The organism is Acinetobacter sp. NBRC 100985 (assembly GCF_000241225.1).
GTDB classification, from domain to species: Bacteria; Pseudomonadota; Gammaproteobacteria; order Pseudomonadales; family Moraxellaceae; genus Acinetobacter; species Acinetobacter venetianus.
Genome location: NZ_BAEB01000028.1, coordinates 42,609 through 55,148, shown reverse-complemented (window position 1 = coordinate 55,148; position 12,540 = coordinate 42,609). Strand labels below are relative to the sequence as shown.

10 protein-coding genes are annotated in these 12,540 nt (G+C 39.4%); 4 read left to right on the top strand and 6 right to left on the bottom strand.

Annotation, left to right across the window (positions count from 1 at the left end; genetic code table 11):
* Positions 1-58 precede the first annotated feature (58 nt).
* Complete coding sequence (locus ACT4_RS11090) at positions 59-1,225, top strand: MFS transporter (protein WP_007482301.1); 1,167 nt, start codon at positions 59-61, stop codon at positions 1,223-1,225.
* A 7-nt stretch (positions 1,226-1,232) separates the two neighbouring features.
* Here the strand turns inward: ACT4_RS11090 and ACT4_RS11085 are convergent, their stop codons facing one another.
* Complete coding sequence (locus ACT4_RS11085) at positions 1,233-2,723, bottom strand: amidase (protein WP_007482299.1); 1,491 nt, start codon at positions 2,721-2,723, stop codon at positions 1,233-1,235.
* A 203-nt stretch (positions 2,724-2,926) separates the two neighbouring features.
* On the opposite strand from ACT4_RS11085, the gene ACT4_RS11080 reads away from it, so the two are divergent.
* Positions 2,927-3,397, top strand: a complete 471-nt coding sequence (locus ACT4_RS11080) for a hypothetical protein (protein ID WP_004879275.1) — start codon at positions 2,927-2,929, stop codon at positions 3,395-3,397.
* A gap of 47 nt (positions 3,398-3,444) precedes the next feature.
* On the opposite strand, the gene accC is transcribed toward ACT4_RS11080, so the two are convergent.
* From accC to ACT4_RS11050, 5 genes are all read right to left on the bottom strand, one after another.
* Complete coding sequence (gene accC / locus ACT4_RS11075) at positions 3,445-4,809, bottom strand: acetyl-CoA carboxylase biotin carboxylase subunit (protein ID WP_004879277.1); 1,365 nt, start codon at positions 4,807-4,809, stop codon at positions 3,445-3,447.
* Positions 4,810-4,826: 17 nt separating this feature from the next.
* Positions 4,827-5,246: an acetyl-CoA carboxylase biotin carboxyl carrier protein gene (gene accB, locus ACT4_RS11070; RefSeq protein WP_004879279.1), complete on the bottom strand. Its 420-nt coding sequence runs from the start codon at positions 5,244-5,246 to the stop codon at positions 4,827-4,829.
* A gap of 27 nt (positions 5,247-5,273) precedes the next feature.
* Positions 5,274-5,723, bottom strand: coding sequence for a type II 3-dehydroquinate dehydratase (aroQ, locus tag ACT4_RS11065; RefSeq protein WP_004879281.1), 450 nt, complete (start codon positions 5,721-5,723; stop codon positions 5,274-5,276).
* Positions 5,724-6,462: 739 nt separating this feature from the next.
* On the bottom strand, positions 6,463-7,500 hold the full coding sequence (locus ACT4_RS11055) for an ABC transporter substrate-binding protein (protein WP_007482294.1): 1,038 nt from the start codon (positions 7,498-7,500) through the stop codon (positions 6,463-6,465).
* Positions 7,501-8,091: an ANTAR domain-containing response regulator gene (locus ACT4_RS11050; RefSeq protein WP_004879286.1), complete on the bottom strand. Its 591-nt coding sequence runs from the start codon at positions 8,089-8,091 to the stop codon at positions 7,501-7,503.
* A gap of 519 nt (positions 8,092-8,610) precedes the next feature.
* Between ACT4_RS11050 and ACT4_RS11045 the strand changes: the two genes are divergently transcribed.
* Together ACT4_RS11045 and nirB are read left to right on the top strand one after the other, a co-directional pair.
* On the top strand, positions 8,611-9,963 hold the full coding sequence (locus tag ACT4_RS11045; RefSeq protein ID WP_007482292.1) for an MFS transporter: 1,353 nt from the start codon (positions 8,611-8,613) through the stop codon (positions 9,961-9,963).
* A gap of 27 nt (positions 9,964-9,990) precedes the next feature.
* Entirely contained in the window at positions 9,991-12,537 is a 2,547-nt protein-coding gene (gene nirB, locus ACT4_RS11040) for a nitrite reductase large subunit NirB (RefSeq protein ID WP_007482290.1), read from the top strand.
* Positions 12,538-12,540 lie beyond the last annotated feature (3 nt).

The window sequence follows — 12,540 nt, the reverse complement described above, 5'->3', positions numbered from 1 at the left end:
TATAAAAATATCTCATCTCTTTTCAGCTTGGCATTAAGCCACCAAAGGGTTTCTTAAATTGTTGCAATCATTGAATATTAAAACCCGACTTGGTGGTTTTTACTTTTTCTACTATTCAATTGTTGGCACGTTCATGCCTTATTGGAATCTTTATCTACAAGATCAAGGTTTTAATTATCAAGAAATCGGTATTTTATCTTCGATTGCAATCATTACTCGTTTTTTTGCGCCATTTATTTGGGGTTGGGTTGCAGATAAATCAGGTAAAAGAATGCTTTTGGTTCGAGTTGCAACTTGGATGGAAGCCTGTATTTGGTTTGCAATTTTTATTATTCCAAATAGTTTTCAATCCGTGGCTTTACTGATGCTGATTTTTAGCTTTTTTCAAAATGCAATTTTGGCACAATTTGAAGGGGTTACTTTATTTTGGTTAGGCGAAAAGAGAGCTGAGCTGTATGGAAAAGTACGTAAATGGGGTTCTGTGGGTTTCATTGTAGGTGTATTTGCGATAGGAGCATTGTTAGAAATTATTCCCATTTCAATGTTACCGATTTTACTGTTATCCGTTTCATTTTTAGCCTTTTTATGGTCTTTTAGCATTAAAGAGCCAGAACATGCGCCAAGCTCACAAAGAAAATTAGAACCGTTATTGCCGATTTTAAAAAAGCCGATGATTGCGGCATTTTTCACAATTGAATTTATTTTGCTTTTTTCACAAGCACCATTTTACAGTTTTTATAGTAATTTTCTGAAAGAAATTGGGTTTAGTACTACACAGATCGGCTCATTATGGGCGACAGGCGTTATTGCTGAAATTGTCATGTTTGCGATCGCTCAAAAAGTCTTTTTTACTCGATTCTCATGGCGATCACTGGTTATCATTTGTCTGCTACTTACGAGTTTGCGTTGGTTTTTAGTGGGAATGCTTGAAGCTAATTTTATAGGACAACTTCTTGCACAATGTTTACATGCATTTAGTTTTGGCTTATTCCATTTGATTGCAATGAAAGTTATATTCCAAAACTTTTCAGCAGAACAGCAGGGACGTGGTCAAGCACTCTATAGCACGATGTGGGGATTAGGCGTCGCATCAGGTAGTTTATTAGCGGGACATTATTGGCAGATTTTTTCAGGCTCGACGATATTTCTCTGTGCGAGTATCGTCGTGCTATTGGGCTTGATGTTGGTAATTTGGCTGCCGAATCAAGTTGAAACAACAGCCTAATGATCATTTAGATTTTTATCTTTTGATATTCTGGCATCCAAGGTTGTGCCTGTTCAAGCTGAGCAGCAAGTTGCAGTAAACGATCTTCTCGACCAAAAGGTGCAATGAATTGACTTCCTAAAGGTAAGCCATTTTTATTCCAATAGAGTGGGACAGACATAGCAGGTAAACCCGTTACATTGGCAAGTTGCGTAAATGGAACCCAGCTTAAATTATCTCTCACCATTTGCTCAACAAGCTTTCCTTGAGCTAGATAATGTGCTTTTCCGACTTTTAATAGACCTTTTAAAATTGGCTTTTGCCAAGCAGGGGTTGCGACTTCTCCATTTTTCGGGGCAACCGAAGCGGTGGTTGGTGTTAAATATAAGTCATATTGCTCAAAGAAAAGATTCATTTGAGTACTGTAGTGTCCCCAATTATTCAAAGTATGAATATATTCTGTTGCAGTGGTTTTAGCCCCAAAAGCAGCCAAGGCAACAGAGTCAAGTTCAAAATCATGATCTGTTGCACCTGACATTTGCTTAATTTGTGCTTGCATATAAGAGAATTGGCTAAACCAAGTTGTGACAAAATCTTTTGCTAATGCCATTCCATCAATTTGTGGGCGATCCTCAACCACAATATGTCCCAATGATTCCAAAAGCTTTGCTGTTTGATGAACGGCTTGAATCGCATCCTTAGATACTTTAGTGCCAATCGGTGATGCAGTATTAAATGCAATTCTTAATTTTTTAGGTGTTTGTTGAATGACATCTAAATATTTCTGGGTTGGTGCTTCAATTTTAAATAGCGAAGTTTGTTCTGGACCTTGTACTGCATCTAACATAGCCGCACAGTCTCGAACCGTTTTACTCAAGACGTGCTGCATTGCAGCACCATGCATCGCTTCACTATATTGTGGCCCCCAAGGCGTACGTCCTCGGCTCGGTTTCAAACCGAATAAACCACAATAAGATGCTGGAATACGAATTGAACCGCCACCATCACCAGCGCCTGCAATTGGAACTAAACCACCAGCAACAGCCGATGCTGAACCGCCAGAAGAGCCACCACTATTATGTTTTAAGTTCCAAGGGTTATGACAAGTACCCCAAGCATCAGGTTCAGTAATGCCTTTGATCCCAAACTCAGGCGTATTGGTACGGCCGAATGTAATAATACCTGTTTCTTCCCAACGATTGACAATTTCAGCATTAAAATCAGGTGTATAGTTTATATTTTTGAGTGCTTGGCTTCCGTACGAGGTTGGAATACCTTGATATTCTTGAAATAAGTCTTTGACCAGAAAGGGAACACCAGCGAACATACCTGATTTAGATTGATGAGCACGATGTTTTGCTTGCTCATACATTGGAATAATGACTGCATTAAGCTTTGGGTTAACTAGAGCTGTACGTTCTAATGCGATTTCCAATAACTCAGAAGGATGAACTTGCTTTTGCTTGATCAACTGAGCTAAACCTAAACCGTCGTATTGGATGTATTCAGAAAATTTCATAGCCTCTATCCCTTCAGCTAAATTTTTATAAAGTACAAAGAAATAATTTTAATCATCAAGAATACCTTAAAAAAATTAGATCACAATCAAATAAATCGTCCGACAAAAATATTGTGTTTATATGGTTATGATTAAGTGTTTTTCTTAAAAAATATGCTAAGTTAAGGCCATGGAACGTTTTAGAAGACGACTTAATTAAATCTATGAAAAATATTTATATTATTGGATTATTATGTGCCTGCTCGACATGGACGATGGCAGAGACAGTGACAAATACAGCAACAGCGCAACAAGCAGCTAAGGCAAATGCAATTCGCGTCATTACTCGACCTGAAATTATGGGGCTGTGGGGAATGGAAATCGCAAATAATAAAAAATGTGTAGAGTACTATAACTTCCGTGGTATGAGCGATGTCGTTATCAAAAGCGGTAAAGAATGGACTTATGGTCTCTATGATTATCAACCTTCTGACGATCATAAAGAGCGATTACCAGCTCTGATTTTACAGATCAAATATGACAACAATGAAGTTGATTGTTCAGGTCAACAGCAAGATCAAACTGGTGAAGTTTCACAATATTTCGTGAAATGGGAAAATGAGCATACGATTGATTTCTGTGCCAATGAAAAAGGCGACAAGTGCTTTGCAACGTTACGCCGAGTTTTACCATAATATTTTCTAGATATAAAAAAGCCTCTTAAATTAAGAGGCTTTTTTATTTATGCTTTCTCAGCTTGTGGTTCGAGCTGTTTGAGCAAATGTTTTTCTAGATAGTGAATATCCATTGCTTGTTCACAAAAGTTTTTATCTTTTAAGATTAAGTCTTTGTGTAATGGAATATTGGTTTTAATACCGGTCAAAATCATTTCATCTAAAGCTTGACGCATACGAGATAAAGATGTTTCACGATCTTTACCATATGAAATCAATTTAGCAATCATCGAATCGTAGTATGGCGGAATGCTATAACCCTGATAAATATGAGAGTCTAAACGTATGCCAGCACCGCCTGGAGCATAGAAGCTCTCGATTTTACCGGGTGAAGGTAAGAAGGTCGTTGGGTCTTCTGCATTAATACGGCATTCAATCGCATGACCTTTAACTTCGATTTGATCTTGTTCAAGTTCTAAGCCTAAACCAGCAGCAATACGAAGTTGCTGTTCAATAATATCAACACCTGTCACCATTTCAGTGACTGGATGCTCAACCTGAACACGCGTGTTCATTTCAATGAAGAAGAATTCACCTTCTTCAAATAAAAATTCAAACGTACCTGCACCACGATATTGCATCAATTTACAAGCATTTACACATGCTTCTAAAATATCTGCACGTGCTTGTTCTGGTAGGTTTGGTGCAGGCGCTTCTTCTAACACTTTTTGATGACGACGTTGTAAAGAACAGTCTCGATCATATAAATGAATCGCGTGACCATTACCATCACCTAATACCTGTACTTCGACATGGCGAGGCTTCTGTAAGAAGCGTTCCATATACACGGTATCATCACCGAACCACATCTCAGCATCACGTTGAGCGGCTTGAACTGATTCGAGAAGCGTATCGACACGTTCAACAATACGCATACCACGACCACCACCACCAGCGGCTGCTTTAACGATTAATGGAAAGCCGATTTCTTTGGCTTCAGCAAGTGCATTATTGATCGTTACGGCATGGTCACATCCAGGTACTGTCGGTACACCTGCCTTTTTCATCGCAATAATCGCTGATACTTTATTGCCCATAAGGCGAATATGTTCAGGACGTGGACCAATGAAAATAAAACCTGAATTTTCTACAATTTCAGCAAATTCAGCATTTTCAGATAAGAAACCATAACCCGGGTGGATGGCATCAGCACCTGTAATTTCTGCAGCAGTAATAATTGCAGGAATATTTAAATAGCTTTCGCTACTTGCACCCGGCCCGATACATACTGCTTCATCAACAAAGCGTAAATGCATCAAGTCTTTATCGGCATCAGAATAAATACCAACAGTTTTAATGCCAAGAGTTTTGCAAGCCCGCGTAATGCGTAAAGCGATTTCACCACGGTTTGCAATTAATACTTTTTGCAACATAGAAATCCCCAAACTGATTAAGCACGGTAGCGGAAAAGTGGCTGACCAAATTGAATGACTTCGCCATTTTTCACTAGAATTTCTTCAATTACGCCACTTTGAGTTGCTTCAATTGGGTTCATGATCTTCATTGCTTCGATGATACCAAGCGTTTCACCCGCTGAAACAGTTTGACCTACATTTACAAACGGTGCTTCACCAGGGCTTGGAGCTGCGTAGAACACACCAACCATTGGTGAGGTTTCTACTGCGCCACGTGGTGTTTTTGCAGCAGGTGCAGCAGGCGCTGTAGCTGTAGGAGCAGCAGCGACTGGAGCAGCATAAACTGGTGTTGGACGAGTTAATGAGATGGATTGATCACCTTCCTTAACTTCAATCGCCTGTAAGTCAGATTCAATCATCAAGTCGATGAGTTTCTTGATTTTACGGATATCCATGAGTGAGCATTCCTGCAAATGTATAAATTAGTTAGAAGATTGAATTTTTTCGATAGCGTAATCGAGTGCGAAGGAGTAACCCTTAGCACCTAAGCCACAAATCACGCCGATGGCTTTATCTGATAAATATGAGTGATGACGAAATGCCTCACGTGCGTGAACATTTGACAAATGAACTTCAATAAATGGAATCGCAACGCCGAGAAGGGCATCACGTACAGCAACTGAGGTATGTGTTAGCGCAGCAGGGTTGATAATAATAAATTTTACCCCATCGTTTTGCGCTTGATGAATGCGATCTACAATCGCACCTTCCCAATTGCTTTGAAAAGTATCTAGGGTTAAAGATGCATTTTGAGCTTGAGCAGTGAGTTGTTGGTTAATATCATCTAAAGTGAGATAACCATATACCTCTGGTTCGCGCTTTCCTAGCAAGTTCAAATTCGGTCCGTGAATCACCAAAATGGTTGAGCTCATTCAGCCTGCTCCAATTTTAAATCTGCAAAAGTTTTTTGCAAGATGTCTGCAAAGTTTGCTTATTATGGCACAAAATTCTGCATTTTTTTTATAATTTGTTTTAATCAGTGAAGAAATTTGCATACCAAGCATGGTGCATATAATGAAAACTTTGCAAGGAATTGGCAATGTTAAAAAATGACAAATTTTTAGATATTTTGCTTTTTGAATATTTTAAACTGAAATCCCTTATTTCGTAGAGGTGATTTGTGTAACTCGGAAGTCAAAAAAAATGAATCGCTATTTTTAGTGATGATTAGACGTACTAACTAGTGGACTAAATTATTCATTTTGTAAAAAAAATGGAATAGGTAATTAGTCGAATAATTTAAGCATAAATAACTGTTTTTTATGTTTTTAGTCGATGGTTCTTGTTGGCGAGTAAGCATTAGTTTTACACGAGTCATTCTGTTATTTGCGTTCGAATACATGAAATATCCTTATAGTCTTTATGGTTTATACAAGTCTTTATTGTTAATCATTTTCGATTCAGGTCGTTGTTTGCTCTTTATTCAATTTGCTGTGCTTAGCGATTGGCAAAAAAGCATGAATTGTGTCATTTCGGGTGGCGATTAATGACATAAAATTGTCTGAAAAAGTTAAGTTTAATCATTTAAAATCATTATTACTCAGGACTTGTTGATGATGAATGCACGTCATTCTTAATTTTTGAGCTGTCTTTTTACACAGACAGCTTTTTTTATTTTGTCATTGAAATTGCAGCAGTGTAAGTATCTAGCAAAAGACAACTAGATGCTTGAATTTCATAGGATGCTGCTCGGTCATTTGAACTGTTCCACTTTTGCATTTGTTGAAAAAGCCATTCGAAATCACTGTTTTTAGGTTCAGCCGTATTTTGCACAAAATTCCGAATGATATTTTGGATGGTATAAAACTTTTCAACATGTACATCAGCTGAGCAATTGAATTGTATGACATCAAATTCTGTCAAAAGCTCCCAAACAGGACTGAAATCCTCTAAGACTTGAAGTTCTCGTTGAGCTTTCAAAATGGCGCTGCTTAATGCAATGAGTGTATTTGGATTCTGAGCAGCCCATTCTTGAGTCACAGCAAGTACTTTATCAGCGACATTTGGCGCAACTTGTTGACTTGAACAAACGATATGGCTGAGACCTTGTAACTCAGCTTGAGTATTCCAAGGTTCTCCTACACAAAAGCCATCAATTAAATGATTACTCAGAGCTTCAACCATATACGGAGGTGGTAAGGTTTTCACTTTGATCGTATGGGCAAGTTCTGCATCAGCAAGTGCTAACCATTCTCTCAAACAATAATGATGGATCGAATGTTTGAATACATGCGCTAAAGACACTGGATTTTGCTGTTTGATATAACCAACCAATTTGTTTGCAGTAACTTGTGCAGAGTCTTGCTTTTGTATGTCGAGTTCAAAACATAGTTTTTGACTTAAGCTAATAAATGCACGGTTTTCACTTAAAACTAAAGGTGTTTGTAAAGGGATGCCAATTTGATCTGCACCGATTGCAGCAGCAGGTAACATTGCGGATAAACAATGTGCAGCATCTAATAAGCCAAAGGCAAGACGGTCACGGAGACTTGCCCATGATGCTTCTTTGACTAATGTGACCTCTAGCCCAACTTCTTGGAAAAAGCCTCGATGTTTTGCCCACAATAACGCGGCACAATCAAGCAAAGGAATATAACCAAGTTGCAATTCGGTTTTTTCTAAGTTTCCTAATTCAACTGAATGGCTCATCTATTCATCCTTTATTTGATTATTTAACAATTCTTGGGCATCAAGCAGACGACGTGCCATTTCACCAATCGTCATACGATGACTCATTGCATTTTTGCGTAGTAACTGGAATGCAGTGTCTTCAGTCAATCCATGCAATTGCATGAGTAGAACTTTGGCTTTTTCTACATCTTTACGATCTGCAAGTTTAGTTTTTGCATCTCTGAGATCACATTCGAGTTTCTTGTGCTTTTTAAATTGTTCAATAGAAATATCTAAAATGGTATGCAAACGACTTGGGTCGATACCATCAACGATATAGGCTGTGATCCCCGCATCGACAGCTTGTTTGATGGTATCTTTATCTGTGTTTTTGGTGAAGAGGACAGTAGGTAAGTCAAAGTTACTCACACAGCTTTCAATGACATCACGATGTGGGTGATCCATATCAAGCAGAATTACGTCTGCTTGAAGATGTTCTAATTTAAAAATATTCAGGTGATCGAGTGTAAAGCAAGCAACTACATCAAAGTCATGTTGAATTAAACTGGTCTTAATGTATTCCGCTCGAGCCTGATCATCGTCAATGAGTGCGATTTTGAGTTTCGGCATAAGTATAAAGGTCAATCTATAGATATGAGCACATGAATGTGCCGTAAGCATTGTTTTTGAAGCAATATTAGTGCCATAAAGAAATTCTTAATCGGTGCAATTCCTTTATAGACTTGTTGTTTATGCGCTTTATTGTATCGCTGCTCGGGTTAGGATGAAATGAAAATCGATGTTGGAATCCTTAAAAGATGGATTGTGTATCTTTATGGTGCAAAAAAAGAGTTTTTTTGAAGCATAGGTGAGGATGCAATAAAACAGGCCATTATTCATAGTGCATGATGTTAAAGCATATTTTAGGATTTATAGAAACCATGATATTTTATTAAAATATAATAAAAACAATGATTTAATTTTTTAATTAAAAATCAATCATGAATTGGCATAACACTTGCTTATTTAATCTCAGTCAAAGACGACTTTTTAAAATTGTAAGACGGCCAACGATGTCCGATCTGATCGGTTTGTTAACACAGCTTGATGTGTCGACAAAGCAGTATACGTTCAGTATGGGAGATGGCAATGTCTTTAGATTTATCGGCGAAAAAAGCCACATCAATTAAGCTCTTTAGCTTTTCCGCACCAGCGATGCGAGCGTTTCACCTCAGTTGGCTTGCATTCTTTGTTTGTTTCTTTGCTTGGTTTGCTTGCGCACCGTTGATGCCAGTCATTGCAGGTGAATTTCATTTAACCAAAGATCAAATCGCGAATATCAATATTGCAGCAGTTGCGATCACGATTCTTGTTCGTTTGATTGTTGGACCGCTGTGTGACAAATATGGCCCACGTAAAACGTATACCGCTTTATTACTGATTGGCAGTATTCCTGTCTTTGGTGTTGCAGCAGCGAATAGCTACGAGTCGTTCTTATTTTTCCGTTTACTCATCGGCGCAATTGGCGCGAGCTTCGTAATTACTCAATATCATACCAGTGTCATGTTTGCCCCAAATGTTGTGGGCACTGCAAATGCTGCGTCAGCAGGTTGGGGTAATGCGGGTGGTGGTGCGACACAAGCGATTATGCCGCTATTGCTTTCTGCATTGGTGATGTTTGGTGTTGAGCAAGCGATGGGTTGGAGAATTGCACTGCTTGTACCGGGTGTGATGATGCTGATTGTCGGTGTACTTTACTGGAAATTTACTCAAGACTGCCCTCAAGGTGATTACAAAGAGCTTCGTGCCCAAGGTGTTGTGGTGGGTAGCGACAAAAAAGGTGGTCTTGCAATCTTGATGCATGCAGCACGTAACTATCGTGTATGGATTCTTTTCTTCTCTTATGCAGCATGCTTTGGCATAGAAATCTTTATTCATAACATTATTGCGATGTACTACGTAGATCATTTCAGTTTTGGTTTAAAAGAAGCAGGTCTAGCGGCGGGTATCTTTGGTTTACTTGCACTATTTGCTCGCGCGCTTGGCGGCATCCTTTCAGATAGAGTCGCACTTAAAAAAGGTTTGGATGGACGTACTAAAGTTCTATTCCTTCTCATTTTAGGCGAAGGCTTATTCCTCATGCTGTTCTCTCATATGAATAGCGCAGCACTTGCAATCTTGAGCATGACTATATTTGCACTGTTTACCCATATGGCATGTGGTGCAACCTATGCATTGGTTCCTTTTATTGATCGTGAAGCACTTGGTGGTGTTGCAGGCATTATCGGGGCAGGTGGAAACGTGGGAGCAGTTGCAGCAGGTTTCTTATTGAAAGGAATGCCCGATATTCAAACTTGTTTAATGGTTTTAGGTGGCTTGGTGGTGGTAGCAGCGAGTTCTGTCATGCTGATCCGATTTTCGGTAGAGCATAAAGAAAAAGAACAACGCTTATTCGAACAAGCAGTGTTAGAACGCGGCACAGAACAAAACAGCGCAGCTTAACCCAGATTAGATTTTAGGAGAAACACAATGAAATTAGTGATGATTGGTCACGGTATGGTGGGGCATAAATTCATCGAAGCCATCTTAGAAAAAGCTGATGATGAATTAGAAATCACAATTCTCGCTGAAGAACCACGTATCGCATACGATCGTGTACATTTAACTGAATACTTCTCTGGTAAATCAGCAAAAGATTTGTCACTTGCTCGTTTCGATTTCGCGGATGCACATGGCATTGATTTAAGACTAAATACAAAAGCAATTGCCATTGATACAGCAGATCAAACGATCACGACTAGCATGGGTGATGTGATTAGTTACGATAAGTTGGTTTTAGCAACAGGCTCTTATGCTTTCGTTCCTCCAATTGATGGTAATGATCGCGAAAACTGTTTTGTATATCGTACCATTGAAGATTTAGACGCAATTCGCGAAGCGAGTTTGAATGCTAAAACAGGTGTGGTAATCGGTGGTGGTTTGCTCGGTCTAGAAGCAGCAAAAGCATTACGCGATTTAAACTTAGAAACGCATGTGGTTGAGTTTGCACCGCGTTTAATGGCTGTTCAAATCGATGATCTAGGCGGTAAAGTTTTACGTCGTAAAATCGAAAACCTAGGTGTTAAAGTTCACACTCAAAAAGCGACTTCATCGATTGAGGCAGGTAGTGAAGCAACGCATGTGATGAAGTTTGCTGATGGCAGTGAACTTGAAACTGATGTGATTTTATTCTCAGCAGGTATTCGTCCACGTGATGAGTTGGCACGTTCTAGCGGCTTAGCAATTGGTGAGCGCGGTGGTATTAAAATCAATGATTATTGCCAAACTTCAAATGACAACGTGTATGCCATTGGTGAATGTGCGCTTTGGGATAATAAAATTTATGGTTTAGTTGCGCCGGGTTATGACATGGCCCGTATCGCAGCAAAACATATCCTTGCCGAAGAAACACATAGCTTCGCGGGTGCCGATATGAGCACTAAATTGAAGTTAATGGGCGTAGATGTAGCTTCGGTTGGTGATGCGCACGGTATGACACCAAACTCATTAAGCTATTTCTTTGCTGATGAAGATGCATTGGTTTATAAGAAAATTGTTGTTGATGCTGATAAGACGAAACTGTTAGGTGCTGTACTGGTTGGTGATGCGAAAGAATATAACGACCTTTTGCAAATGATGTTGAATGGTTTGGCACTGCCTGAAACACCTGAAAGCTTGATCATGCCAGGCTTTGCTGATTCTGGTGCGAAAGCAGGCGGTAGTGGCGTTGATTTACTTCCAGACAGTGCAACGATTTGCTCATGTAATAACGTATCTAAAGCGGATATTTGCCAAGCGATTTGTGATGGTTCAACTTCACTCGGTGCTTTAAAGAAATGTACTAAAGCTGCAACAGCATGTGGTGGTTGTGCGCCGTTGGTGACACAAGTTTTAAAATCTGAGTTACAACGTCAAGGTGTAACCGTTAATAACCATGTGTGTGAGCATTTCCCATATTCACGTCAAGAGATTTATCACTTAGTACGTGTCAATGAAATCAAAACATTTGATGATTTGATTCAACAACATGGTCATGGTCTAGGTTGTGATATTTGTAAGCCAATGACTGCCAATATTTTAGCATCATGCTGGAATGACTTTGTATTAGAACCAAGCCACGCGGGTCTACAAGACAGTAACGACTACTACTTGGGGAACATTCAAAAAGATGGTTCTTATTCAGTTGTTCCGCGTATGGCGGGTGGTGAAGTCACACCAGATGGCCTGATCGCCGTGGGGCAAATTGCCAAAAAATATAACTTATACACCAAAATTACAGGTGGTCAACGTGTCGATTTATTCGGTGCGCAACTACATGAATTACCATTTATTTGGGAAGAGTTAAATGCCGCTGGCTTTGAGTCTGGTCATGCTTACGGTAAATCATTACGTACGGTGAAATCATGTGTCGGTAGTACGTGGTGTCGTTATGGTGTGGATGATTCTGTCGGTTTAGCGATTGAATTAGAAAATCGTTATAAGGGCTTACGTTCACCTCATAAATTGAAAATGGCGGTGTCAGGCTGTACTCGTGAGTGTGCTGAAGCACAAGGTAAAGATGTTGGTGTGATTGCAACTGAAAAAGGTTGGAATTTATATGTCTGCGGTAATGGTGGTATGAAACCGCGTCATGCAGAGCTTTTGGCTTCTGACTTGGATACTCAAACTTTGATTCGCTATATCGACCGTTTCTTTATGTTCTACATTCAAACCGCAGATCGTTTACAACGTACCAGCGTATGGCGTGACAATATGGAAGGTGGCTTAGATTATCTCAAAGCGGTGATTGTTGAAGATTCTCTAGGACTTGCTGAAGAACTTGAAAATCGTATGTCTCACGTGATTGGAACATATCAAGATGAATGGCGTACTGCCGTTGAAAATCCTGAGATCCGTAAACGTTTCCAAACTTATATCAATGCAAGTGCAGAACAACAAGCCGATCCATACATTCAATTTACAGAAGTACGTGATCAAATTCGTCCATTAAATGAAGCTGAACGTTCAGTTGATCGTATCCCAATGGTTGAAGCATAAGGA

Bases quoted from the DNA above. Each gene is read 5' to 3' on its own strand.
- ACT4_RS11085 (WP_007482299.1), bottom strand. From the start codon at position 2,723: ATGAAATTTTCTGAATACATCCAATACGACGGTTTAGGTTTAGCTCAG.
- ACT4_RS11080 (WP_004879275.1), top strand. From the start codon at position 2,927: ATGAAAAATATTTATATTATTGGATTATTATGTGCCTGCTCGACATGG.
- accC (WP_004879277.1), bottom strand. From the start codon at position 4,809: ATGTTGCAAAAAGTATTAATTGCAAACCGTGGTGAAATCGCTTTACGC.
- accB (WP_004879279.1), bottom strand. From the start codon at position 5,246: ATGGATATCCGTAAAATCAAGAAACTCATCGACTTGATGATTGAATCT.
- aroQ (WP_004879281.1), bottom strand. From the start codon at position 5,723: ATGAGCTCAACCATTTTGGTGATTCACGGACCGAATTTGAACTTGCTA.
- ACT4_RS11055 (WP_007482294.1), bottom strand. From the start codon at position 7,500: ATGAGCCATTCAGTTGAATTAGGAAACTTAGAAAAAACCGAATTGCAA.
- ACT4_RS11050 (WP_004879286.1), bottom strand. From the start codon at position 8,091: ATGCCGAAACTCAAAATCGCACTCATTGACGATGATCAGGCTCGAGCG.
- ACT4_RS11045 (WP_007482292.1), top strand. From the start codon at position 8,611: ATGTCTTTAGATTTATCGGCGAAAAAAGCCACATCAATTAAGCTCTTT.
- nirB (WP_007482290.1), top strand. From the start codon at position 9,991: ATGAAATTAGTGATGATTGGTCACGGTATGGTGGGGCATAAATTCATC.